This window comes from Streptomyces sedi (assembly GCF_006335015.1).
GTDB lineage: Bacteria > Actinomycetota > Actinomycetes > Streptomycetales > Streptomycetaceae > Streptomyces > Streptomyces sedi.
Map to the genome: position 1 here is coordinate 108,245 of NZ_VDGT01000018.1, position 22,369 is coordinate 130,613.

The window sequence follows — 22,369 nt, forward strand, 5'->3', positions numbered from 1 at the left end:
CGCATAAGGTAATCAGGCGGTACGCCTGCGCCAACCTCTTCGTCGAGGTCAGGTCAGGGCGGGCTCCGCCTTGCGCACGTCGATGCCGTCAAGCATCGGGTCGCTCTGCCGAGCGGCGGCGGCCAGCGCGTCGTTCTCCGCCTGGACCCGTACCAGCTGGGTCTCCAGGTCCTGGACGCGCTGCTGAAGCCGTCGCATCTCGGCGAGGACTCGGGGGTCGAAACCGCCGACGTGACCGAGAAGCGCCTTTGCCATGATGGATGGTCCTCCACACTGAGTGACCGACCGAAGTCGTGGTGGGTCGTGAGGGATAACTGCCGCGACAGGCGCTCTGCCTGGTGTTCCAGGGCCAGCCGACAGAACCGCGCGGGACTTTCAGCGTCTCACCAAAAAGTGGGACGGTCAACACGATCACACCGCGTATCGCCCGGCGCGCCACGGCCCGCGGGCCTCGCCGGGGAGGGGCGTCCCACCGCCTCCTCGTGGGAGAGAACGGGGGCGCCGCGAGTTTCTGATCACGAAGCCTCGCACGTCGCAGCGGGGATGGCAAGCAGTTTGGGACATATCAGCGCCCACCGCGCGAGGGGCTCCTCAGCGGATGTCAAACCCCTCGTACCCCCCGCGCGGTGTGTCCCATATCTCGGTGACACCCCCCACCCGGCCGGGCGTGTCACCGGAGCGCAGCCATGCGAGCAGCCGCTCGCAGCGCTCGGGCGCCCCCTCGGCGACGACCTGCACCCGGCCGTCCGGAAGGTTCGAGGCGAACCCGGCGAGCTCCCCGATCTCCAGCGCCCGCGCCCTGGTGAACCACCGGAACCCCACGCCCTGCACGGTCCCGCGCACCCAGACGGTCAACCGGGCGGCCCCGTCCGGCACTTCGTCGAAACGGCGGTCACCGGGGCGGAAAGGCGTGTGCGGCATGTGACGCACGCTATCCGTTCTTCTGCTTTCGCGGCCCTTCCACTTACCCCCCTATGCCGTACAGTCACGCGATGAAGCATCGCCCGTTCGAGTGAAAATCTCGTGCATAACGGGACGATGAGCCACCAGATCGCCAACTGGACGACACAAGGAGGGTCCACGCATGGGACGTCATCGTCGCAGGCGGGGGTACGCGCGTACCGGACTCGTCGGTGCCTCCGCCGCACTCGCCGTGGGCGCGGTGGCCGTGGGAAGCGGTCTGATGCCGGGCTTGACACAGCACTTCACGGGTGAGGACACCAGGACCGACGCCTCGGGCGAGGAGTCGAGGGCCCCGCTCGCCTCCGAGACGCTGGAACGCGAGGAGCCCAGGCCGAGCCGGAGCGCCGAGCGCGAGTCGGAGGAACCGACCGCCGAGGAGACCGAGTCGGCGGAGGAGACCGCGAGCGAGGAGCCGGAGCCCGAGGAGACCACCGAGGAGCCCGAGCCGACGCCGGAGGAGACCGAGCGGCCGAGCGCCGCCCCCGAACCGGAGCCGGGGGCCGGCGCCCCGCCGCCCACCGAGGACGAGCCCTCGGACGAACCGGCGTCCCCCGAGGTCAGGGAGGCTGAGGCGGTGCTGCGGCTGGTCAACGAGGCGCGCGGCCAGGCCGGTTGCCAGCCGCTGCGGCTGGACGCGGGGCTGACCAACGTCGCCCTGGCCCACAGCAGGGACATGGCGGAGCGCGGCTACTTCGACCACACCGACCCCGACGGCAGGACCCCCTGGGACCGCGCCGCCGAGGCGGGCATATCGAACATGGGTGGCGAGAACATAGCCATGGGCCAGAGGAACGCCCAGTCCGTCATGGACTCCTGGATGAACAGCGAGGGCCACCGCGCCAACATCCTCAACTGCGACTTCACCACCATGGGCCTCGGCGCCCACTTCGCCGACGGCGGCGGCCCCTGGTGGACCCAGACCTTCGGCTTCTGAGCGGACGCGGCTTCTGAGCGGAAGGCCGGGCCGGCGTTGACGTGCCGTCAGCCGCGCGACGCCACGGGCCGGCGTTGGCAGCGCGGACAGTAGTAGCTGGAGCGGTTCATCCACGGCGCGCGGCGCATCGGCGTCGCGCAGCGCCGGCACGGCAACCCCTCGCGACCGTAGGCGTCCAACGCGCGCTCGAAGTACCCCGACTGGCCGTTGACGTTGACATACAGGCTGTCGAAGCTGGTGCCGCCGGCCGCGAGCGCCTGGTGCATCACCTCGCGGACATGGCCCACCAGCCGCTCGGTGGTCGGGCGGGTGAGTGTCGCGGTGGGGCGTTCGTAGTGCAGCCGGGTGCGCCAGAGCGCCTCGTCGGCGTAGATGTTGCCGACCCCGCTGATCAGCGACTGGTCGAGCAGCGCCCGCTTGACGGTGGTGCGCTTGCGGCGCAGCGCGGAGTGGAACGCGTCCTCGTCGAAGTCGGGGTCCAGCGGGTCGCGGGCGATGTGCCCGATGACGTCGGGCAGGCCGTCGGCCAGCACCGGGTGCAGCGAGAGGCCGCCGAAGGTCCGCTGGTCGACGAAGCGCAGCTCGCCGCCGGCCGCGTCGGCGAAGGTGACGCGCACCCGCAGATGCTTCTCGTCGGGCGCGCGGTCGGGCTGCACCAGCAGCTGGCCGCTCATGCCCAGATGGGCCAGGAGCGCGAGGTCGTCCCCGACCGGAAGCCACAGGTACTTGCCCCGGCGGCGCGGCGCGGCGACCGGGACCCCGCGCAGCCGCGCGGCGAAGTCCTCGGCCCCGGCGAGATGGCGTCGGACGGCGCGCGGGTGCAGCACCTCGGTGTCGGCGACGGTGCGACCGCTGATCCAGCGGTCCAGGCCGCGGCGGACGACCTCGACCTCGGGCAGCTCAGGCAACGGACGTCCCGCCGGCGGTGGTGTCCCCGGCGTTCTCCCCGTCGGGTGCCGCGGCCCCCTCGGCCTCCTCCGCCCGAGCCGCCTCGGCGGCCTCCGCCTCGCGGGCGGCGTCGAGGGAAGTGCGGATGGCGCGCCAGGCCGTCTCGGCGGCCTGCTGCTCCGCCTCCTTCTTGCTGCGGCCGGTACCGGTGCCGTACGTCTGACCGCCGACGCGGGCGGCGGCGGTGAAGGTCTTCTCGTGGTCGGGGCCGCTCTCGCCGATCACGTACTCGGGGACGCCGAGGCCCTCGGCCGCGCTCAGCTCCTGAAGGCTGGTCTTCCAGTCCAGGCCGGCTCCGAGATTGGAGGAACGTTCGATCACCGGGTCGAAGAGCCGGTGCACCAACTCGTCGGCCGCGTCGAGCCCCTGGTCCAGATAGACCGCGCCGATCACCGCTTCCAGCGTGTCGGCGAGGATCGACGCCTTGTCGCGCCCTCCCGTGCCTTCCTCTCCGCGCCCGAGGCGCACGAAGGCGCCAAGGTCGAGCTCACGCGCCACCTCGGCCAGTGCCCTGGCCTGGACGACGGCGGCCCGCAGCTTGGCCAACTGGCCCTCGGCGAGGTCGGGATGACGACGGTAGAGCGTGTCGGTGACCACCAGCCCGAGCACCGAGTCGCCGAGGAACTCCAGGCGCTCGTTGGTGGGCAGGCCACCGTGCTCATAGGCGTAGCTGCGGTGGGTCAGGGCACGCACCAGAAGGGCGGGCTCCAGCTGATAGCCGAGCCGCCCTTCCAGCGTCGCGAGAGACGCGGCGACGTCCGCCGCCCGGGGCCGCGGTTGAGACCTCCTGGCGTGTGCCATGACGCCTGTCACCCGCCGATCAGACGTCGAGAACCTGACGACGGTTGTAGGTACCGCAGTTGGAGCACGCGATGTGCTGGAGCCTCGGCTCCTGGCAGCGCTCGCAACGCACCAGGTTCGGGGCAGTGGCCTTCCACTGCGACCGACGGTGACGGGTGTTGCTGCGCGACATCTTCCGCTTCGGAACAGCCACGGCTACTTCTCCTGTGGTTCGTCCCCGCGCGAGCGGGGAGCCTTCGCTTGTTTGTCAGACCCGGCGGACTCCTCCGAGGCACCGGCCTCGGCGAACTCCCGCAGAGCCGCCCATCGGATGTCGACGGGCTCGTCGTGCTGGTGATCGGGGTCCTCCGCGAGCCGCGCCCCACAGTCGGGGCACAGACCCGGGCAGTCCTCCCGGCAGGTCGGTCGCAACGGCAGGGCCAGCACGACCGCGTCCCGCAGCACCGGCTCCAGATCGATCAGGTCGTTCTGGAGGAACAGCCTCTCCTCGTCCGCCTCCTCGTCCTCGGTGTCCGCGAAGCGGGCCGAGAACTCCGAGTCCGGATAGGAGAACAACTCCTGGAACTCCGCCGTGCCCTCGCGGGTCAGCGGCTCCAGGCACCGCACGCACTCCCCCGCCAGCGGGAAACGGACGGTGCCGGTGACCAGCACACCCTCCATCACCGACTCCAGGCGCAGGTCGAGCTCCAACGGAGCGCCCTCGGGCACCCGGATGACCTCGACTCCGAGGCTGCCGGGGGCCGGCACCTCCCGCGACAGGCGCTTGAGCGCACCGGGTCGCCGACCCAGCTCGCGTGTGTCGAACACGAGAGGGGCTCGGTGGTCCAGCGGGGCGTTCAGGGCGTTCTGCTTTCTCGCGAGGGGTTGCGGGTGACCGCGCGTGTCGGCTCCGGAACATCGGAGCCATACGGGCAGCAGTGACCACCGAAGGTGTTCACAACCGAAGGGCCAGCATACGACACGGTCACCTCAGCTCCCAATCCCGCCCATGCGACGCCGGCCGCACGGGCGGGGTGGGGATCAGGACTGGCCGTGCTGGTAGTTGCGGAGCTGCTCGGCGTCGATCATGCCGGTGTCGAAGAGGCTGGTCTCGTCGAGCACGCCCTGCCCCTGGTAGCCGTAGCCCTGCTGGCCCGGCACCTGGTGGACGGCCTGCTGCTGACCGTAGTCGTATCCGTCCGCGCCGTAGCCGCCGGCGTAGGGCTGCTGCTGACCGTAGGTGTCCTGCCCGTAGCCCGGCTGCGGATAGCCGCCCTGGTCGTAGCCCTCGGTGGCGTACCCCTCCGCGCCGTAGCCGCCGGGCTGGTAGCCGGCGGTGGGGGCGTACGGCTGCTGCTGCGGGTGCTGGGCCTGCTGCGGAACGGGCGCCGTCTCGGGCGGCGCCGGCGGTGCCGCGGGGGTCGGCGGGGCGACCGGCTCGGGATCGGCCGGCTGGGACGGGGAGACGCCCAGGTACGCGTAGGTGTCCTGCTCGGTCTCGCCCTGCCCGAAGTAGCCGGGGCGCTGACCGCCGTCGGCGGCCTCCTGCGCGGCGACATGCTCGGCCAGCTCGTCGATGGGCCGGTGCCCGGTGAGCTTCTGCCGCCCCCGGCCGACGGCCTCCAGCGTCTTGCGCAGCACGGCCTCGATCGCGCCGAACTGGGCCTCCACATAGGAGTCGGCCTGGCTCAGCAGCTCCTCGGGGCTGCCCCGGTCGGGGCCGAGAAGCTTGGTGCGGCCCCGGTCGACGGAGCCGATGGTCTTGCCGAGGACCACCTCGAAGTTGGCGAGTTTGCTGTCCACGTAGTCGTCGGCCTCGGTCTTGATCTCCGCGGCCTCGGCGCGTGCCTCCGCGAGGATGCGGGCGGCGTCGGCCTGGGCCTGCTGGACGACCTCGGTGTGTTCGACCAGCGCGGCGCGTTCCGCCCGCGCGGCCTCCACGACCCGGGTGGCCTCCTCCCTGGCGTCGGCCACCACCTGTTCGCGGTCGCCGAGCACCTGGCTCGCCTGAGCCAGGGAACCGGGGAGCGCGTCGCGCACCTCTTCGAGGCCGGTGAGCAGATCGGACCGGTTGACGACGCACGAGGCCGACATCGGCATCCCCCGGGCGCTGCTCACCGTGTCGACGATCTCGTCGAGTTTCCGCTGTACGTCCACGGAAGCGACTGTACGGCCAACTCGGTCCCCCGGGGGAGCCGTCCACGCCCCGGGCCGGTCGCGCGGGGGGCGCAGGGACGCGCGCGGGGGGCGGCCCCGGGGCTCGGTAGGGTCGCCCGGACACCAGCAACCCTCCCTCGGAGTAACCGTGTTGTCCCAGACCACGAGCTATGTGAACGCCCGGAGCCCGCAGCCCTCCCCCGTCGCCTGGGAGGAGGGGCGGGAGCCGACGCCCGACCACTGGCGGGTGATCGCCGCCACATGGCTGCTGGCGGCGTGGGCCCCGCCCGGGGCGCCGGGCTGGACGTGCGAACCGCTGTCCGGGAGGACCCTCCCGCGCGGGGAACGGCAGTGGGCCGCGCCGCCGACGCCGGAGGAGATCGGGGAGGCCGCGGGGCTCGCGGGGATCACCGGGGTCGACCTGCTGCTCGGCCGCGTGGCCTCAGGCCCCGGCACCGGCTACCGCGCGACCCGCGCGCCCGAGGAGGTGGCGGAGGAAGTCGAGGCGCTGATACGGGAGTTCGTCGGCACAGCGGACGGGCGCGCCGGGCTGCTGGTGCGCCGGCTGGCCCGTCAGTGGGTCGGCGAGTTCACCGACGTACTCCGGCTGACGACGGGCGAGGACGACGCCCTCCACCTGCTGCGCAGAGACTTCGACGGCGCCACGTCGCGCCTCACGCTGCGCCGGGCGCCCGGGGCCGGCCAGCCGCCCCTCCTCGCGGCCGACGGCGCGGACGGGGCACCGCGCACCCGGATCGCGTGCGTGCTGACGATGCTCGACTCGCTGCTGATGGTGAACAACAACGACTCCGTCGGCATCGTCCTCCGGCAGGACCGGCTCGACGAGGGCACCGACGACCCGCTCGCCGGCGCGGCACGCTGGTACGGGCGGCTCCCGGGCGGCAACGACCACGGGGAGGGGGACTTCGACACCATCCCAGCGGCCCGGCCGCGGTCCTGGCTGCCCCGCGCGCTGCTCCTCGGCCTCGCCGAGGGGGAGAACGGGGAGGACGGCGGGTGGCCCGAGGAACTGGCGGAGGAACCGGACTTCCAGCTCGCGGTCCGCCTGCTGGAGGAGCTGACGGAACTCGTCCTGCGCCGGATGGGCGGCGCCCCGTTCGCCGCTGTCGCCGGCCTGTCGGAAGAAGACGGCCACGTCACCCTGCTGCTGGTGCACGGCGACGAGGTCGCGGCGCTGGAACTCTCCGAGCTGTACTGACTACGACGCGGGGCGTTCGAGCTTGCGGCGCAGCTCGCGCAGGACGGGCGCGGGCACCAGGTGGGCGACGTCGCCGCCCCAGGTGGCGACCTCCTTGACCAGGCTGGAGGAGAGGAAGCTGTAGGTGGGGTTGGTGGGCATGAACAGCGTCTCCACGCCGGAGAGCCCGTGGTTCATCTGCGCCATCTGCAACTCGTAGTCGAAGTCGCTGACCGCGCGCAGGCCCTTGACGATGGCCTGGATGTCGCGCTGCTCGCAGTAGTCGACCAGCAGGCCGTGGAACGCCTCGACCTTGATGTTGCCGTGTTCGGCGACCGACTCCTCGATGAGCGCGATGCGTTCGTCGACGCTGAAGAGCCCCTGCTTGGACTTGTTGATCATCACCGCGATGTGGACCACGTCGTACATCTGGGAAGCCCGGGACACGATGTCGAGGTGCCCAAGGGTGATGGGGTCGAAGGACCCCGGACAAACTGCGCGGCGCAACGGACTCTCCTCGTTCGGCCGGCCGGTCAGGGCCGGTCACCTTCTTCGGTGGCGTCGTCGGTGTCGTGAACGGCGTCGGGATCGGCGTCGGGATCGGCGTCGGGATCGGCGTCGGGATCGAACCCGCCGTACCAGAGTGTGCCCTCCCCGTACCGCCGCGAACGCAGGCCGGCGAACCCCGTGGGCCAGCCGAAGTCGCCGCCTCTGGTGGCCCGCTCCACGGTGACGAGCGCGCCGTCGGCGAGCCAGCCGGTGTCCCGCAGATCGCCGAGGATACGCGCCAGTTCGGCGTCGGTCACGGCGTACGGCGGGTCGAGGAACGCGAGGTCGTAGGGCGTCGCGGGGGCTGCCGTCACGACCCGCTCGGCGCGGGCCGAACGGGCCTCGGCGCCGGGCAGTCCGAGGGCGCGGATGTTGGCCTGGATGGTGGCGAGGGCCTTCGGGTCGCGCTCGACCAGCAGGGCGTGGGCGGCCCCGCGGGAGAGCGCCTCCAGGCCGACGGCGCCCGAGCCGGCGTACAGGTCGAGGACCCGGGTGCCTTCCAGCGGGCCGAAGAGCGAGCCCCAGGTGGCGAAGAGGCCCTCACGCGCCCGATCGGAGGTCGGCCGGGTCCCCCGGCCCGGGGGCACGGCGAGCCGCCGGCCGCCGGCCGCGCCGGCGATCACGCGGGTCATTCGAGGGTCCTCACAGCGGTGTCGTCGTCCGTCGTCGGGCTGGCCCCACGCTATACGGCTGCCGCCGCCACCGGAGGAGCCGGGTGCGGTCGCCCACGACGGCGTGCCACACCAGGGGCGCGGGGAACCGCGCGAGTACCCACCCGGGGCCCGCACCCGACAACGAAGCACCACCGCCCGGGTGAGTGGTCGACCTCGGCCCGCCACCGCCGGCCCGCGCCGCTCCCCGCGCCCCCCGACGCCGCGCCGCGCGGGCGCACCGCTCAGCCCCCGGCGGGGTTCGCACAGTGTCTCGCCGCCCGGGTGGCGCTGGCCTCGTCCGCGTAGACCTCGCAGACCAGCCGCCGGTCCGGGGTGAGGTCGTGCTCCAGCTCGTAGAGGCAGGCCTCCCCGCCGTCGGGCAGCAGGAACGCGTGCTCGTAGAGCGAGCACCATCCGCGCCCGCCCGCACCCGAGCGGGGCTCGGCGAGACGGACGATGTCGTACCCGACGGCCATGGCGAGTAACAGTCTGCTGTCGTCGCCCGGCCGGTCCGCGTTGACGGCGCGGCGCAGCAGTCGCCGCGCGTGGTCGGCGGCGTCCCGGCCCGGATAGGCACGGCGCCCGTCCGGCCGGCCCTCGGCCGCCAGCGCCCGGACGAAGGCCTCGTCCGGCGGCCCCGAGGGGCCGGGCCACGACCAGGGCGCTCCCCGCTCCGGGGCTTCGCCCGGACGGGGGTCGGCCGAGGCCGCTGGCTGTTCGGTCATGCGGAATTCCTCCCGGTACGGCGCGGTACGGCGCGGTACGGCGCTGCGGGGCACACACCGTAGACCGCCGAACGTGACCCCGGTGGGGGTTTTACCGAAACCAACACCGAGCGGTCGTCGACCACTTCCCCAACCCGCCGGTAACACCAACGTGCGGGAGGGCGCCGGAAGTTCACCGCGTCAGCCTTTCTCCAAAAACTCCTCGCGTTCGGCGTCGAGCAACGCGTCCAGGGCCGTGCGGAGCGCGGGGGCGGAGTCGAGCTCCGGGTCGTCGGCGACCAGCGCGCCGGCCTCCTCGCGGGCCTCGGCGATGGTCTCCTCGTCGGCGATGACGGAGAGCATCCGCAGGCTGCTGCGGCCACCGGACTGCGCCCGGCCCAGCACGTCGCCCTCCCGGCGCTGCTCCAGGTCGATCCGGGACAGCTCGAAGCCGTCGGTGGTCGCGGCGACCGCCTCCAGCCGGGCGCGGGCGGCGCCGCCCTCGGCGGCCTCGGTGACCAGCAGGCAAAGTCCGGGGGCCGATCCGCGGCCGACCCGGCCGCGGAGCTGGTGGAGCTGGGAGACGCCGAACCGCTCGGCGTCCATGATCACCATCACGGTGGCGTTGGGAACGTTGACCCCGACCTCGATCACGGTGGTGGCGACCAGCACGTCGACCTCGCCTCCGGCGAAGCGGCGCATCACCTCGTCCTTCGCCTCGGGGGCCAGCCGCCCGTGGAGCACGGCGACGCGCAGGCCGCGCAGCGGTCCGCCGGCCAGCTCCTCGGCGATGTCGAGGACGGCCAGCGGCGGGCGGCGCTCGGCGCCCTCGCCCTCCCCCTCGGCCGGTGGCTCCTCGGAACGGCCCTTGCCCGGCGGCTCCGGCTCGTCGTCGCCGATCCTGGGGCAGACCACGTAGATCTGGTGGCCGCCGGCGACCTCCTCGCGGACCCGCTCCCAGGTGCGGGCGAGGAAGTGCGGCTTGTCCCTGGCGGGGACCAGATGGCTGGCGATGGGCGAACGGCCGGGCGGCAGCTCGTCGAGAACGGACGTCTCCAGGTCGCCGAAGACGGTCATGGCGACCGTGCGCGGGATCGGTGTGGCCGTCATCACCAGCAGATGCGCGGGCCGTTCGCCCTTGGCCCGCAGTGCGTCACGCTGCTGGACGCCGAACCTGTGCTGCTCGTCGACGACCACCAGCCCCAGGTCGGCGAAGGTGACGACGTCCTCGATCAGCGCGTGGGTGCCGACGACGATGCCGGCCTCCCCGCTGGCCGCCTCCAGCAGCGCGCGGCGGCGCGCCTTCGCGCCCATGGAACCGGTCAGGAGACCGACGCGGGTGGAGCGTTCGGCGCCGCCCAGCATCCCGCCCTCGGCGAGCGGGCCCAGCATCTCGGTGAGCGAGCGGTGGTGCTGCTGGGCCAGCACCTCGGTGGGGGCCAGCAGCACCGACTGGCCGCCGGAGTCGGCGACGGCCAGCATGGCACGCAGCGCGACCATCGTCTTGCCGCTGCCGACCTCGCCCTGGAGCAGCCGGTGCATCGGGTGCTCGGCGGCCAGGTCCCCGAGGATCTCCTCGCTGACCCGGCGCTGCCCCTCGGTCAGCTCGAACGGCAGCCGCGCGTCGAACGCCGTCAGCAGCCCGTCGGCCGCCGGCTCGCGCGGCCTGGCCGGCTGCTGGGCGCCGGAGCGGCGGCGGCGGGCGAGGGCGACCTGGAGGACGAACGCCTCGTCCCACTTGAACCGGGAGCGCGCGTCGGCGATGTCGGCGCGGGTCCTGGGCCGGTGGGCCTTCTCGAACGCCTCGGGCAGCGGCGGCAGCGCGCGCCGCAGCCGCAGCGCCTCGGGCAGCGGGTCGCTCACGTCGCGCCAGCCGGTGGCGGACAGCGAGTCGAGGAGCAGCGCGACGGCCTTGGAGATCCGCCAGGACTCCAGCTGCTTGCACGCCGGGTAGAGCGGCAGCGGCCGTCCGGCGAACTCCTCGACGGCCGCCGCCTCGCTCTCCTCGTCGAGCAACTCGTAGGCCGGGTGCGAGAGCTGGAGGTCGCGCTGGAAGCGGGAGACCTTGCCCGCGAACATCCCGCGCCGGCCGGGCAGCAGCACCCGCTCGTGGTGGTGGACCGCGCGCCGGCCGAAGAAGACCAGCCGCAGCTTGCTCCGCCCGTCGGTCAGGGTGACCTCCAGCCGCAGGCCCCGGCCGTTGTTGAACGGGCGGGTGCGGGTGTCGGCGATCTCGGCGACGACGGTGACGTGCTCGTCCAGGGGCAGCGCGCCCAGCGAGGTCAGCTCCCCGCGCTCGGCGTACCGCCGGGGGAAGTGGTGGAGCAGGTCACCGACCGTGTGCAGGTCGAGATGGGCGGCCATCACCTTGGCGGTGGTGCCGCCGACGACGGAGGCGAGGGGATCGTGCGGCGCGGTCACGGTGCCCATTGCACACCATGGCACTGACAGTCGCGGCCCCCCCGTTCCCCACGCGCCGCCCGCGCGCTCACTCCACGCCGATGAGCAGCGGCGCCGACTGCGCGCCGGCACACACCACGGTGTCCACGCCCAGGTGCCCCTGCCGGAGCCGTTCGGTCAGCCCCTCGGCGAGCCCGGCGGGCGCACCGGCGCCGAGCACCAGGGTCACCAGCTCGCCGCCGCCGGCCAGCATCCGTTCCAGCACCTGGGCGGCGACCTCGGGGAGTTCACCGCCGATCACCGCCACGTCGCCGTCCACCATGCCCAGCACGTCGCCGCGCTGGCAGACGCCCGCCATGGTCCACGCCTGGCGCTCGGCGACGCCGACCTCGCCGAACCTGGTGGCGCCCGCCGCCGCCGTCATCGCCACCACGTCCTCGTCGAAGCGCCGGTCCGGCGTGTGCACCGCCAGCGCCGCGATGCCCTGCACCGGGGAACGGGTCGGCACGACGGCGACCCGCGCGCCCGCCGCCCTGGCACGTTCGGCGGCGGCAGCCGCCGCGTGCCACAGCTCCTTGTCGTTGGGCAGCAGCACCACCTCGCCGGCCCCGGTGCCGGCGATCGCCGCGGCCAGCTCGGCGCCGCCCGGCAGTTCCCCCGGCCGCACGGTCAGGGTGGTGGCGCCCGCCTCGGCGCAGAGCCCGGCCAGCCCCGGCCCCGGCAGCACGGCCACGACGGCGCGCCCGCTCGCCGGCGGCTCGGCGGGGGCCGGGCCCGCGGGCGGCAGCGCGGTGATGCGGACCCGGTGCGGCCGGCCGGCGGCGATGCCGGCCTCCACGGCGGGTCCGGCCTGGGCGGTGTGCACATGGACGTGCCACAGCCCGTCGCCGCCGACCACCACCAGGGAGTCGCCCAGCGCGTCGAGTCGGGCGCGCAGCGGCTCGACGGCGTCGTCGTCGGCGTCCAGCAGATAGGTCACCTCGAAGCCGGTCCCGTTCTCCGGTGTCGCGCAGCCGCCGCCCGCGACGAGGTCGGCCGGTTCGCGGGTGACCGCGGTGGCCGGGCGGACCGGGCGCGGCCGTGGCACGGCGTCGGGCGGGCCGCCGAAGAGCGCGACGTCCAGCGCGTCCAGCACGGTGACCAGTCCGGTGGCCCCGGCGTCGACGACGCCGGCGGCGGCCAGCGCCGGCAGCTGCGCCGTGGTCGCGGTCAGCGCGCCGCGCGCCGCGTCGCGCGCGGCGCGCAGCACCTCGGCCAGCTCGGCGGCCGGCGCCTCGGCCGCGCGGCCGGCCGCGTCGGCGGCGGCGCCGGCGACGGTCAGCATGGTGCCCTCGACCGGGTGGGCGACGGCCCGCCGGGCCGAGGCCGCCGCCCGGCCGAGCGCCCCCGCGAGGGTGGCGGCCGTGGCGGGCTCGGGTGCGGCGGCCAGCACCTCGGCCATCCCCCGCAGCATCTGGGCGAGGATGGTGCCCGAGTTGCCGCGCGCGCCGATCAGCGCGCCGTGCGCCAGCGCGCGCGCCGCCTCGCCGAGGCTGGGCCCGCCGGCCTCGGCGGCGGCCACGGCCTGCGCGGCGGACTCGACGGTGAGGTAGAGGTTGGTGCCGGTGTCGCCGTCGGGAACGGGATAGACGTTGATGGCGTCGATGTCCTCGCGGGCCGCGCCCAGCGCGCGCACGGCCAGCCGGCTCCAGCGACTCACCGCCCCGGCGTCGAGCGGCTGCGGCACGGGGAACCTCCCGGGCTAGGGTGAACGGCGGGTGCAGCTTATGCCCTGCTCCGGTGACCTGGCCCGGGGCCGCTTCACCCTCCGGGGGCGATTTCGCCCTCCGGGAACGCCCGGGGTATGCTGCCCCGGTTGCCTGATGTCCCCTGGAGTACGTCGGGCACACCCCGGGGCCCCAGCGGCCCCGACTTTCCTCGTAAGTTCTTGGTCTCCCACGCGAGTCGTGGGGGCTGACCCGTCTTTGGAGTGACCCGTGGCTGCCAACTGCGATGTCTGCGGCAAGGGGCCGGGCTTCGGCAACAGCATCTCCCACTCGCACCGCCGCACGCCCCGCCGTTGGAACCCCAACATCCAGCGGGTGCGTACGGTGATCGGTGGGACGCCGAAGCGCCTGAACGTCTGCACCTCGTGCATCAAGGCTGGCAAGGTCACTCGCTGACCCTCGGCGTACGCGCCGTTCCGGCCGCCTGAGCCGGCTCACCCGCGGGTGAGCCGGCTTTTGTGTGTCCGGGCGCGGGTCAGTGCCCGGCGATCCGGTAGCCGTGGTGCACCGGGCCGATGCCCGCGCCCAGCGGGAAGCCGGCGGCGATGGCCCCGGTGACGTACTCCTTGGCCGCCGCCACCGCCTCCGGCAGCGGGTCCCCGTGTGCCAGGCGCGCGGCGATCGCCGAGGCGAGGGTGCAACCGGTGCCGTGGGTGTGCCGGTTGTCCAGGCGCGGGGCGCGCAGTCGGTGGGTCTGGTGGCCGTCGGTGAGCAGGTCGACGGCGTCCCCCGGCAGATGGCCGCCCTTGACCAGCACCCAGCGCGGTCCGAGCGCCAGCAGCGCCTCGGCGGCCCTCGGCAGGTCCGACTCGTCGGCGACGTGCACCCCGGTCAGCTGCGCGACCTCGGCCAGGTTCGGGGTGACCAGGGTCGCGACGGGCAGCAGCCGCTCGCGCACCACGTCCAGCGCCTCGGGCGCCAGCAGCGCGTCGCCGTGCTTGGAGACGCCCACCGGGTCGACCACCACGGGCGCCTCGACCTCGGCGAGCAACGCGGCGACGGTCTCGACCAGTTCGGCGCCGGCCAGCATCCCCGTCTTGACGGCGCCGACCCCGATGTCGTCGACCACCGCGCGGAACTGGGCCCGCACCGCCTCCGGCGGCAGCTCCCAGAAGCCGTCCACGCCCTGGGAGTTCTGCGCGGTGACGGCGGTGACCACGCTCATGCCGTGCGTCCCCAGGGCCAGCATCGTCTTCAGGTCGGCCTGGATGCCGGCGCCGCCGCCGGAGTCCGAGCCGGCGACGGTGAGCACGCGCGGGGGTGTGGGCATGACCACGACCCTACTCAACGGCCCGGCGCGCGCCGCCCGGAGCCCCGTTCCGACGGGCCCGGCCGGACCGCACCTGCGCACACCCGCCGCGCCCGTTCAGCCCGTTCAGCCCGTTCAGCCCGTTCAGCCCGCGAAGTGGTCCCAGCCGCCCGCGTTCTCCCACGGCTCGCCGTCCACGGTCACCCGCGGCGGCGGCGCGCCCTCGGGCGCCGCGGGGGCGCCCCTGCCCCGGCTGGGCAGCACCTCGCCGATGATCCGCCACCGCGCCGGCAGCTTGGTCTCCGGCGGGAACGTGGCCACTATCGCGTGGTCCTCACCGCCGGTGAGCACCCACTGGAGCGGGTCGACGCCGACCGCCTGGCCGATGTCGTTCATCTGCGCGGGCATGTCCAACGCGGCGGAGGCGATGTCGATGCGCACCTTGCTGCCCTGGGCGATGTGCCCGAGGTCGGCGATCAGCCCGTCGCTGACGTCGGTCATCGAGGTCGCGCCCAGCGCGGCGCCCGCCGGGCCCGCCGGGTAGGGCGGCTCCGGCCTGCGGTGGGCCTCGACGAAGGCGCGCGGGGAGCGGAACCCCCGGGAGAGCACCGCGTGCCCGGCGGCCGACCACCCCAACCAGCCGGTGACGGCGACCAGATCGCCCGGCCGCGCGCCCGTCCTGGTCAGCGGCTCCCGGCCGGCGAGGTCGCCCAGCGCGGTGATGGAGACGATCACGGTGTCGCCCCGCACCACGTCGCCGCCGGCGACCCCTGCGCCCGCGACCTGGCACTCGTCGCGGATGCCGTCCATCAACTCCACTGGCCAGGTCGCCGGGAGCTCGGCCGGCAGCACCAGTCCCAGCAGCACGGCGCTCGGGGTGGCCCCCATCGCCGCGATGTCGGCGAGGTTCTGCGCCGCCGCCTTGCGCCCCACGTCGTAGGCGGTGGACCAGTCGCGGCGGAAGTGGCTGCCCTCGACCAGGATGTCGGTGCTGGCGACCACGCGCCGGTCGGGCGCCGCCACCACGGCGGCGTCGTCCCCCGGACCCAGCCGTACCGCCGGGGTACCGCTGATCCGGGAGGTCAGCTCCCGGATCAGCCCGAACTCCCCGAGCGCCCCCACACTGCCCTTCACGTGAAGCCTCTCCTCGTGCTCTGTTCTGCGCCGACCTGTGCCTCAATCCGCCCGACCAACCCGGAACGCCTCTCCCGACGCAGGTCATGACGCGCTACGGTAGCGCCCCCGCTCCTCGAAGCCGCTGTGGAGGACCCGTGGTACAGGCGTACATCCTGATCCAGACCGAGGTGGGCAAGGCTTCCACCGTGGCAGACGTCATCTCGGAGATCCCCGGCGTCGTCCAGGCCGAGGACGTCACCGGCCCGTACGACGTGATCGCCCGCGCCGAGGCTCCCTCCGTGGACGAACTCGGCCTGCTCGTGGTCGCCGAGGTGCAGCGTGTGCCGGGAATCACCCGCACCCTGACCTGCCCGGTGGTCCATCTCTAGCCGCTCGTTATGCTCGCGACGTGACCGCTCGCCCCCCGGCCGCCGCCGTGCGCCGCGCCCTGCCGCCCGCCGCCCTCGTGCTGCTGCTGGCGGCCTGCTCCCCGGGGTCGGGGGCGGCCGACGTGCGGGTGCCGGAGCCGGGCGGCGAGGCCGCGGCGGCCTGCCGCGCGCTGGCCGAGGACCTGCCGGATGTCGTGGACGGCCAGGAGCGGCGGGAGTTGGACGAGCCGTCCCCGTACGCGGCGGTCTGGGGCGAGCCCGGGATCGTGCTGCGCTGCGGCGTCGAGGCGCCGGCCGAACTCACGCCCGGCACCCCCGAGTACGAGGCCGCGCACGCCGACGTGGTGGGTGTCAACGAGGTGTCGTGGCTGCTGGAGGAGGAGTCGGGGGCCAAGCGGTTCACCACCACCGAACGGGAGGTGCTGGTCGAGATGACCGTTCCCGACTCCTACGCCCCCGAGGTCAACCCGCTGCTGGACGTGGCCGCCCCGATCGACCGGCACATACCGCTGAGCGAGCTGTACCGGCAGGACGACCCGGACGACCCGGAGGAGCCCGACGACGCGCACGAGGGGCACGACGGGGACGGGCACCACCACTGACCCCCGGGGCTGCCCCCCGGCCCCGCGCCGCCGCCCGCGCCCGGCCCTACCGCAGCCCGGTGGAGCGGCGCAGCGCCGCCTGGATCAGCAGGTCGATCAGCTCCGGGTAGTCGACGCCCGTCGCCTCCCACATCCGGGGGAACATCGAGATCGGTGTGAAGCCCGGCATCGTGTTGATCTCGTTGATGACGAACTCGCCGTTCTCCAGCAGGAAGAAGTCCGCCCGCACCAGCCCCTCGCAGGAGGCCGCCTCGAACGCCTCGACGGCCAGCCGGCGCACCTCGGCCGTCTGCTCCTCGGTCAGCGGCGCCGGCACCATGCCCTCGGCCGAGTCGATGTACTTGGCCTCGAAGTCGTAGAAGTCGTGGGTGGAGACCGGCGGGATCTCGGCCGGGAGGCTGGCGCGCGGGCCGTCCTCGAACTCCAGGACCCCGCACTCGATCTCGCGGCCCGTCAGCTGCGCCTCGATGACGACCTTCGGGTCGTGCCGCCGGGCCTCGGCGAGCGCGTCGGGCAGCCCCTCGGGCGAGGTGACCCGTGTGATGCCCATCGAGGAGCCGGCCCTGGCCGGCTTCACGAAGACCGGCCAGCCGTGCTCGGCGGCGAACCCCTCGATCCGGGCCAGCGCGCCGTCCGGGTCGGTGGCCCACTCGCGGGGGCGGATCACCAGGTAGGGCCCGACGGCCAGGCCGAACGAGGCGAAGACCCGCTTCATGTACTCCTTGTCCATGCCGACGGCCGAGGCGAGCACCCCGGCGCCGACGTAGGGCACCCCCGACATCTCCAGCAGCCCCTGGAGCGTGCCGTCCTCGCCGTAGGGGCCGTGCAGCACGGGCAGCACCACGTCGACCTCGCCGAGGTCCTTGGGCACGGAGCCCTGCTCCGCGTAGACGACTTCGCGGCGCCCCGGGTCGACGGGAAGCAGCACCCCGCCGCCACCCGGCTCGGCGATGCCCTCCACGCTCGGCAACGCCCGGTCGGCGATGGCCATCCGTTCCGGCTCGTCGGCCGTGAGCGCCCACCGGCCCTCCGTCGTGATGCCGATGGGCAACACGTCGTAACGCGACCGGTCGATGGCCCGCAGCACCGCGCCTGCCGTCACCACGGAGATCGCGTGCTCGGAGCTTCGGCCGCCGAAGACCACGGCTACGCGGGGCTTGCTGCGCTCGGAGGGAGCGGGGGAAGAGGACTCGCTGCTCATCACCCTCCGAGGCTACCTAACGTGACGGCGGTCGTCAGCGGTGTTCGGCCTTGGCGGTTCGCGACATCAGCTCCTTGACCGCGACCCGGGGCGAGGTCCCCTCGTGCACGATGCCGACGACCGTCTCCGTGATGGGCATCTCCACATGGTGACGCCGCGCCAGGTCCAGTACGGAACGGCAGGACTTGACGCCCTCGGCGGTCTGCCGGGTGACCGCGATGGTCTCCTCCACCGACATGCCGCGCCCGAGGTTGGTGCCGAAGGTGGTGTTGCGGGAGAGCGGCGAGGAGCAGGTGGCGATCAGGTCGCCCATGCCGGCGAGACCGGCGAACGTCTGCGGGTCGGCGCCCATCGCCAGCCCCAGTCGCGAGGTCTCCGCCAGCCCCCTGGTCATCAGCGCCGCCTTGGTGTTCTCGCCCAGGCCCATTCCCCCGGCGATGCCGACGGCGAGCGCGATCACGTTCTTGACGGCGCCGCCGAGCTCGCAGCCGACGACGTCGGTGTTGGTGTACGGGCGGAAGTACGGGGTGTGGCAGGCGGCCTGGAGGCGGCGGGCCACGGACTCGTCGCGGCAGGCGACGACGGCGGCGGCGGGCTGCCGTTGGGCGATCTCGCCGGCGAGGTTCGGCCCGGAGAGCACGGCGACCCGCTCGGGGCCGACGCCGGCGACCTCCTCGACCACCTCGCTCATCCGCTTGGCGGTGCCCAACTCGACGCCCTTCATGAGGGAGACGAACACGGCGTCGGCCGGCAGCACCCCGCCCCAGCGCGCCAGGTTCTCCCGGAGCGTCTGGGAGGGAACGGAGAGCACGGCGAACTCGGCGCCCTCGGCCGCCTCGGCGAAGTCCGTGGTGGCGCGCACCCCCTCGGGCAGGCGCAGCTCGGGGAGGTAGTCCGCGTTGATCCGCTCGGCGTTGATGGACGCCACGACTTCCTCGCGGCGCGCCCAGAGCGTCACCCGGCACCCCGCGTCGGCCAGGATGGCGGCGAACGCGGTCCCCCAGGAACCGCTGCCGTAGACGGCGACGTGTGTCACTCGGCCTTCTCCTTGTCGGGCGCGCTCGGCTCAGCCGGCCGTTCCACCGGCGCCCTGCGGTGGACGAAACGCCGGGCCGGCGGCGTCTCCTGGCGGATGTCGGCGAGCAGTGCCGTGATGGCGTCCATGATGCGGTCCGTCACCTCGCGCAGCAGCTCGGCGCTCGGCTCGCGGCCGTGGAACTCGCTCAGGTCCACGGGCTCGCCGGCCACCACCACCAGTGTCCTACGGGGAAAGAGCCGCAGCCGCCGTGCGCTGGCGTACGGGGGCATCGCCTCGTGCGCGCCCCACTGGGCCACGGGGATGACGGGGGCCCTGGTGGTCATGGCGACCCGGGCCGCGCCGGTCTTGCCCTCCATGGGCCAGAGGTCGGGGTCCCTGGTGAGGGTGCCCTCCGGGTAGAACGCGACACACTCCCCCGCGCGCACGGCGCTGACGGCGGCGCGGTAGGCGTCGGCGGCCTCGTTGGTCTCGCGGTAGACCGGGATCTGGTGGGTGCCGCGCATGAAGCGGCCCACCATGCCGTGCTGGAAGAGGGCGTTCTTCGCGAGGAATCGCGGCACGCGGCCGGTGTTGTACTGGTAGTGCGCGTAGGAGAGCGGATCGAGATACGAGTTGTGATTCACCACCGTGATGAATCCTCCGTCGGCCGGAATGCGGTCCATTCCGCGCCAGTCCCGCTTGAAGAAGACCCGCAGCATCGGCTTTACCACAAATGCTGCGAATCGGTACCAGAAGCCGATTCTGCGGCGAGACACTCGGTCACCATCTCCTCTTGCACTGATCCGACGCGGCCAGCTGCGGACGGCCGCCCAAGTGTGGTCGCGGGCCCCGGCGCTGTCCAGCGCCCCACGCCGCGCCATCACCGTCACCCCGGCACCCTAGTCCGCGCCACCCCGCGCCACCGCACGCGTGTGCGGGCCGGGCCGGCGGCGGCGAACGTTCCGGAACGTGGGCATGAGAGGAGAATGACCCGGTGCGCGACTGTGAGTGGACGCTCGTCGTCCCCCTGAAACCCCTGCGAGCGGCCAAGAGCCGACTGGCGGGAGCGGTGCCCGACGGCGACCGGCGGGCGCTGGCGCTGGCCTTCGCCGAGGACACGGTGGCGGCGGCCCTGGCCGCGGCGGCGGTGCGGGATGTGGCGGTTGTCACCAATGACCCGCTCGCGTCGCGCCGTGTCGCGGCGCTCGGCGCCCGCGTAATTCCCGACCTGCCGGACGCGGGGCTGAACGCGGCGCTCGCGCACGGCGCCGCCGCGCTGCCGGGACGGGCTCTCGCCGCGCTCAACGCGGACCTGCCGGCGCTGCGTCCCACGGAGCTGACGCGGGTGCTGACGGAGGCCGCGGGGCACGGGCGGGCGTTTCTGCCGGACGCGGCGGGGATCGGCACCACGCTGCTGGCGGCCCGGCCGCCGGCGGCGCTGGCGCCGGCCTTCGGCGGGGCCTCGCGGCGGCGACACCTGGCGTCCGGGGCGGTGGAGTTGTCTACGTCCGGCGTGGAGAGCGTGCGCCAGGACGTGGACACGGCGGCCGACCTGCGGGCGGCGCTGGAGCTCGGGGTCGGGCGGGCGACGGCGGAGCGCTGTGGCGAACTCCCCGGACTGGCCGACGCGTTGTCGGCCTGAGGAGCGGGCGGCACCCGCGCGCCGGGGACCGCGGCCCCGGGCATCCGGAACGACGGGAGGGACGGGAACGTTCAGAACATCTGGAACGTCCAGAACATCTGGAGCGTCTAGAACGTCTGGAGTGTCAGAAAGCCGACCCTGCGCGCCTCGCCCTCGCCGGTGACCTCGACGCGTAGCCGCTGCCCCGGTCGGAGGAACAGCAGCCCGCCCGCGTCGAAGGCCGCCGCGTCGAACTCCAACGGCGTGCCGTCGTCGAGCAGAACGCTGCCGGCGCGCGTCTCGGGGTCGAAGGTGTAAGCGGTGGCCTGCATGGGGCGAGCCTAGCCGCTGGGCCCCGCCCCGTCGGCGGGGCGGGAGGAGAAACAGCTGCGGGCCGGGCTCCGGTTCGGGGAGTCCGGCCCGCGGGCGACGTGCGGGACCGTCAGCGGCGGCGCGAGGTGGCCTTCTTGGCGGTGGTCGCACGGGACGACGCCCGCTTGGCCGGAGCCTTCTTGGCGGTCGTCTTCTTGGCCGGGGCCTTCTTGGCGGTGGCCTTCTTGGTGGTGGTCTTCTTCGCGGAGGTCTTCTTGGCCGCGCTGGCGCGCCCCGTCGACTTCTTGGCGGTGGACTTCTTGGCGGCCGACTTCTTGGCGGCGGCCTTCTTGGTGGCGGCCTTCTTGGCGGTGGTGCCGCCGCTCAGGCTGCCCTTGGGGGCCTTCTTGACCGCGACGTCGTTCTTGGGGAGCTTCTTCGTCCCCGCGACCAGGTCCTTGAACCCCTGTCCCGCGCGGAAGCGGGGCACCGAGGTCTTCTTGACCCGAACCCGCTCGCCGGTCTGCGGGTTGCGCGCGTAGCGGGCGGGCCGGTCGACCTTCTCGAACGAGCCGAAGCCGGTGACCGAGACCCTCTCCCCCGAGACGACCGAGCGGATGATGGCATCGAGCACGACATCCACGGCGTCGGCCGCCTGCTGACGACCGCCGAGCTTGTCCGCAATCGCTTCTACGAGTTGCGCCTTGTTCACGTCTTCCCCTTCGCAGGCATTGCTGGAACGAATGTGTTCAAGCTTTTTCGCACGTTAGGCAGATATATTCCGCAAATCAAACGCGAAACGGGCGAATCACCCTTGTGTCGCAACGAACTCGACCCGTCACGGAGTTCCGTCATGGCCGCCGGTGATGTCCGAGGGCAGTCGCCCCTCGTCCACGTCCGCCATCAACCGCTCCAGCCGGCGGGCCGCGGCGGGCAGGTCCTGCTTGGACGCCGCGGTGATCACCAGCAGCCTCCGGGTCAGGGCCCGCCGTACGTCCTCGGGCACTTGCAGATCCCGCACCGTGCGGTGCGCGTCCTTCAGTCGAGCGGCGACGCGATCGTAGAGTTCGAGTTGACCGTCGCGTTCCATGCGGCCGATTGTGCCACCTTGGGCCGGTTATCGCCCTCTAAGCCCCCCAACGCCCGTGTCGCGCCTGCACACATGGGGACGCCCCCGCCGGTCGGACCGACGGGGGCGTGGAGGTGACGGAACGTCAGACTGCCTGCGTACGGGGCTTGTAGACGGGGCGTCGGCTCTCGAAGTCGGCGATGGCCGCCTCCTCCCGAAGAGTGAGCGAGATGTCGTCCAACCCCTCCAACAGACGCCAGCGAGCGTTCTCGTCAAGGTCGAAATCGGCCTCGATCCCGGGCGCGGTGACCCGGCGGGCGACCAGGTCCACCGTCACCTCGCTGTCCGGCTCGCGCTCGACCAGCTCCCACAGCGCCTCGACCGTCGCCGCCGGCAGCACGACGGTCAACAGCCCGTTCTTCAGCGAGTTGCCGCGGAAGATGTCGGCGAAGCGCGGGGAGATGACCGCCTTGAAGCCGTAGTTCTGGAGGGCCCAGACCGCGTGCTCACGGGAGGAGCCGGTGCCGAAGTCCGGCCCGGCGACCAGAACGGTGCCGCCCCGGTGCGCCTCCTGGTTGAGCACGAACTCGGGATCCCTGCGCCAGGACTCGAAGAGCCCGTCCTCGAAGCCGTCGCGCGTGACCTTCTTCAGCCAGTGGGCGGGGATGATCTGGTCGGTGTCCACGTTGGAGCGGCGCAGCGGAACGGCCCGGCCGGTGTGGGTGGTGAAGGCTTCCATC

The 22,369-nt window shown here is 73.4% G+C and carries 27 protein-coding genes; 6 read left to right on the plus strand and 21 right to left on the minus strand.

The window, feature by feature from the left end:
• Positions 1-48: 48 nt before the first annotated feature.
• Entirely contained in the window at positions 49-255 is a 207-nt protein-coding gene (locus tag FH715_RS21530) for a hypothetical protein (protein ID WP_097233017.1), read from the minus strand.
• Positions 256-591: 336 nt separating this feature from the next.
• Positions 592-921, minus strand: a complete 330-nt coding sequence (locus FH715_RS21535; protein WP_139647870.1) for an acylphosphatase — start codon at positions 919-921, stop codon at positions 592-594.
• A 163-nt stretch (positions 922-1,084) separates the two neighbouring features.
• Here FH715_RS21535 and FH715_RS21540 point away from each other — a divergent pair, with 163 nt between their 5' ends.
• The gene (locus FH715_RS21540; RefSeq protein WP_139647872.1) at positions 1,085-1,897 is read left to right on the plus strand and encodes a CAP domain-containing protein; all 813 of its coding nucleotides are present in this window, start codon (positions 1,085-1,087) and stop codon (positions 1,895-1,897) included.
• A gap of 47 nt (positions 1,898-1,944) precedes the next feature.
• Here FH715_RS21540 and mutM read toward each other — a convergent pair whose 3' ends face one another.
• The 5 genes from mutM to FH715_RS21565 form a co-directional block, all read right to left on the minus strand.
• Positions 1,945-2,805: a bifunctional DNA-formamidopyrimidine glycosylase/DNA-(apurinic or apyrimidinic site) lyase gene (gene mutM / locus FH715_RS21545; RefSeq protein WP_139647874.1), complete on the minus strand. Its 861-nt coding sequence runs from the start codon at positions 2,803-2,805 to the stop codon at positions 1,945-1,947.
• Positions 2,798-3,646 (minus strand): ribonuclease III, encoded by an 849-nt coding sequence (gene rnc, locus FH715_RS21550; RefSeq protein ID WP_139647876.1) that lies wholly within the window; start codon positions 3,644-3,646, stop codon positions 2,798-2,800. The genes mutM and rnc overlap by 8 nt, the downstream gene beginning before the upstream one ends.
• Before the next feature lie 19 nt (positions 3,647-3,665).
• On the minus strand, positions 3,666-3,839 hold the full coding sequence (rpmF, locus tag FH715_RS21555) for a 50S ribosomal protein L32 (protein WP_097233012.1): 174 nt from the start codon (positions 3,837-3,839) through the stop codon (positions 3,666-3,668).
• A 2-nt stretch (positions 3,840-3,841) separates the two neighbouring features.
• Complete coding sequence (locus FH715_RS21560; RefSeq protein WP_139647877.1) at positions 3,842-4,453, minus strand: YceD family protein; 612 nt, start codon at positions 4,451-4,453, stop codon at positions 3,842-3,844.
• 213 nt (positions 4,454-4,666) lie between these two features.
• Positions 4,667-5,782, minus strand: a complete 1,116-nt coding sequence (locus FH715_RS21565) for a cell division initiation protein (protein WP_139647879.1) — start codon at positions 5,780-5,782, stop codon at positions 4,667-4,669.
• A 151-nt stretch (positions 5,783-5,933) separates the two neighbouring features.
• Between FH715_RS21565 and FH715_RS21570 the strand changes: the two genes are divergently transcribed.
• A complete protein-coding gene (locus tag FH715_RS21570; RefSeq protein WP_139647882.1) occupies positions 5,934-7,001 on the plus strand; it encodes a hypothetical protein in 1,068 nt (355 codons plus the stop codon).
• Here FH715_RS21570 and coaD read toward each other — a convergent pair whose 3' ends face one another.
• The 5 genes from coaD to FH715_RS21595 form a co-directional block, all read right to left on the minus strand.
• Entirely contained in the window at positions 7,002-7,487 is a 486-nt protein-coding gene (gene coaD, locus FH715_RS21575) for a pantetheine-phosphate adenylyltransferase (protein WP_211367729.1), read from the minus strand.
• Between the two features lie 26 nt (positions 7,488-7,513).
• A complete protein-coding gene (gene rsmD, locus FH715_RS21580) occupies positions 7,514-8,161 on the minus strand; it encodes a 16S rRNA (guanine(966)-N(2))-methyltransferase RsmD (RefSeq protein WP_139647887.1) in 648 nt (215 codons plus the stop codon).
• 263 nt (positions 8,162-8,424) lie between these two features.
• Positions 8,425-8,907, minus strand: a complete 483-nt coding sequence (locus tag FH715_RS21585; protein WP_139647889.1) for a DUF6227 family protein — start codon at positions 8,905-8,907, stop codon at positions 8,425-8,427.
• A gap of 180 nt (positions 8,908-9,087) precedes the next feature.
• The gene (gene recG / locus FH715_RS21590; RefSeq protein WP_211367730.1) at positions 9,088-11,316 is read right to left on the minus strand and encodes an ATP-dependent DNA helicase RecG; all 2,229 of its coding nucleotides are present in this window, start codon (positions 11,314-11,316) and stop codon (positions 9,088-9,090) included.
• 58 nt (positions 11,317-11,374) lie between these two features.
• On the minus strand, positions 11,375-13,012 hold the full coding sequence (locus FH715_RS21595) for a DAK2 domain-containing protein (protein WP_139647893.1): 1,638 nt from the start codon (positions 13,010-13,012) through the stop codon (positions 11,375-11,377).
• A 250-nt stretch (positions 13,013-13,262) separates the two neighbouring features.
• On the opposite strand from FH715_RS21595, the gene rpmB reads away from it, so the two are divergent.
• On the plus strand, positions 13,263-13,448 hold the full coding sequence (gene rpmB, locus FH715_RS21600) for a 50S ribosomal protein L28 (RefSeq protein ID WP_097233003.1): 186 nt from the start codon (positions 13,263-13,265) through the stop codon (positions 13,446-13,448).
• A 79-nt stretch (positions 13,449-13,527) separates the two neighbouring features.
• Here the strand turns inward: rpmB and thiD are convergent, their stop codons facing one another.
• Together thiD and FH715_RS21610 are read right to left on the minus strand one after the other, a co-directional pair.
• Complete coding sequence (gene thiD / locus FH715_RS21605) at positions 13,528-14,322, minus strand: bifunctional hydroxymethylpyrimidine kinase/phosphomethylpyrimidine kinase (protein WP_139647895.1); 795 nt, start codon at positions 14,320-14,322, stop codon at positions 13,528-13,530.
• Positions 14,323-14,445: 123 nt separating this feature from the next.
• Positions 14,446-15,435 carry a thiamine-phosphate kinase gene (locus tag FH715_RS21610; protein ID WP_139647897.1) on the minus strand — a complete coding sequence of 330 codons (990 nt, stop codon included), beginning with the start codon at positions 15,433-15,435 and terminating at the stop codon, positions 14,446-14,448.
• Positions 15,436-15,572: 137 nt separating this feature from the next.
• Between FH715_RS21610 and FH715_RS21615 the strand changes: the two genes are divergently transcribed.
• Positions 15,573-15,806, plus strand: a complete 234-nt coding sequence (locus FH715_RS21615) for an Lrp/AsnC family transcriptional regulator (protein ID WP_139647899.1) — start codon at positions 15,573-15,575, stop codon at positions 15,804-15,806.
• 20 nt (positions 15,807-15,826) lie between these two features.
• A complete protein-coding gene (locus FH715_RS21620; protein WP_139647901.1) occupies positions 15,827-16,408 on the plus strand; it encodes a DUF3515 domain-containing protein in 582 nt (193 codons plus the stop codon).
• Between the two features lie 46 nt (positions 16,409-16,454).
• Here the strand turns inward: FH715_RS21620 and FH715_RS21625 are convergent, their stop codons facing one another.
• From FH715_RS21625 to FH715_RS21635, 3 genes are read right to left on the minus strand one after another with little or no spacing between them, the layout of a single operon-like run.
• Positions 16,455-17,609, minus strand: coding sequence for a D-alanine--D-alanine ligase family protein (locus FH715_RS21625; RefSeq protein ID WP_139647903.1), 1,155 nt, complete (start codon positions 17,607-17,609; stop codon positions 16,455-16,457).
• A gap of 34 nt (positions 17,610-17,643) precedes the next feature.
• Positions 17,644-18,645, minus strand: coding sequence for an NAD(P)H-dependent glycerol-3-phosphate dehydrogenase (locus FH715_RS21630; RefSeq protein ID WP_139647906.1), 1,002 nt, complete (start codon positions 18,643-18,645; stop codon positions 17,644-17,646).
• Positions 18,642-19,403 (minus strand): lysophospholipid acyltransferase family protein, encoded by a 762-nt coding sequence (locus tag FH715_RS21635; RefSeq protein WP_139647908.1) that lies wholly within the window; start codon positions 19,401-19,403, stop codon positions 18,642-18,644. Before FH715_RS21635 ends, FH715_RS21630 begins: the two co-directional genes overlap by 4 nt.
• A 218-nt stretch (positions 19,404-19,621) precedes the next feature.
• Here FH715_RS21635 and cofC point away from each other — a divergent pair, with 218 nt between their 5' ends.
• Positions 19,622-20,269, plus strand: a complete 648-nt coding sequence (gene cofC, locus FH715_RS21640; protein ID WP_139647910.1) for a 2-phospho-L-lactate guanylyltransferase — start codon at positions 19,622-19,624, stop codon at positions 20,267-20,269.
• 107 nt (positions 20,270-20,376) lie between these two features.
• Here the strand turns inward: cofC and FH715_RS21645 are convergent, their stop codons facing one another.
• From FH715_RS21645 to leuD, 4 genes are all read right to left on the minus strand, one after another.
• Entirely contained in the window at positions 20,377-20,580 is a 204-nt protein-coding gene (locus FH715_RS21645) for a hypothetical protein (protein ID WP_097232995.1), read from the minus strand.
• A 110-nt stretch (positions 20,581-20,690) separates the two neighbouring features.
• Positions 20,691-21,272 carry an HU family DNA-binding protein gene (locus FH715_RS21650; RefSeq protein ID WP_139647912.1) on the minus strand — a complete coding sequence of 194 codons (582 nt, stop codon included), beginning with the start codon at positions 21,270-21,272 and terminating at the stop codon, positions 20,691-20,693.
• A gap of 126 nt (positions 21,273-21,398) precedes the next feature.
• On the minus strand, positions 21,399-21,650 hold the full coding sequence (locus FH715_RS21655; protein WP_139647913.1) for an SCO5555 family protein: 252 nt from the start codon (positions 21,648-21,650) through the stop codon (positions 21,399-21,401).
• Positions 21,651-21,774: 124 nt separating this feature from the next.
• A complete protein-coding gene (gene leuD, locus FH715_RS21660; protein ID WP_139647914.1) occupies positions 21,775-22,368 on the minus strand; it encodes a 3-isopropylmalate dehydratase small subunit in 594 nt (197 codons plus the stop codon).
• Position 22,369: the final 1 nt, after the last annotated feature.

Excerpts from the sequence above, each read along its gene's own strand:
- FH715_RS21530 (WP_097233017.1), bottom strand. The coding sequence starts at position 255 with ATGGCAAAGGCGCTTCTCGGTCACGTCGGCGGTTTCGACCCCCGAGTC.
- FH715_RS21535 (WP_139647870.1), bottom strand. The coding sequence starts at position 921 with ATGCCGCACACGCCTTTCCGCCCCGGTGACCGCCGTTTCGACGAAGTG.
- FH715_RS21540 (WP_139647872.1), top strand. The coding sequence starts at position 1,085 with ATGGGACGTCATCGTCGCAGGCGGGGGTACGCGCGTACCGGACTCGTC.
- rnc (WP_139647876.1), bottom strand. The coding sequence starts at position 3,646 with ATGGCACACGCCAGGAGGTCTCAACCGCGGCCCCGGGCGGCGGACGTC.
- rsmD (WP_139647887.1), bottom strand. The coding sequence starts at position 8,161 with ATGACCCGCGTGATCGCCGGCGCGGCCGGCGGCCGGCGGCTCGCCGTG.
- FH715_RS21585 (WP_139647889.1), bottom strand. The coding sequence starts at position 8,907 with ATGACCGAACAGCCAGCGGCCTCGGCCGACCCCCGTCCGGGCGAAGCC.
- recG (WP_211367730.1), bottom strand. The coding sequence starts at position 11,316 with ATGGGCACCGTGACCGCGCCGCACGATCCCCTCGCCTCCGTCGTCGGC.
- thiD (WP_139647895.1), bottom strand. The coding sequence starts at position 14,322 with ATGCCCACACCCCCGCGCGTGCTCACCGTCGCCGGCTCGGACTCCGGC.
- FH715_RS21625 (WP_139647903.1), bottom strand. The coding sequence starts at position 17,609 with ATGAGCAGCGAGTCCTCTTCCCCCGCTCCCTCCGAGCGCAGCAAGCCC.
- FH715_RS21645 (WP_097232995.1), bottom strand. The coding sequence starts at position 20,580 with ATGCAGGCCACCGCTTACACCTTCGACCCCGAGACGCGCGCCGGCAGC.
- FH715_RS21655 (WP_139647913.1), bottom strand. The coding sequence starts at position 21,650 with ATGGAACGCGACGGTCAACTCGAACTCTACGATCGCGTCGCCGCTCGA.
- leuD (WP_139647914.1), bottom strand. The coding sequence starts at position 22,368 with ATGGAAGCCTTCACCACCCACACCGGCCGGGCCGTTCCGCTGCGCCGC.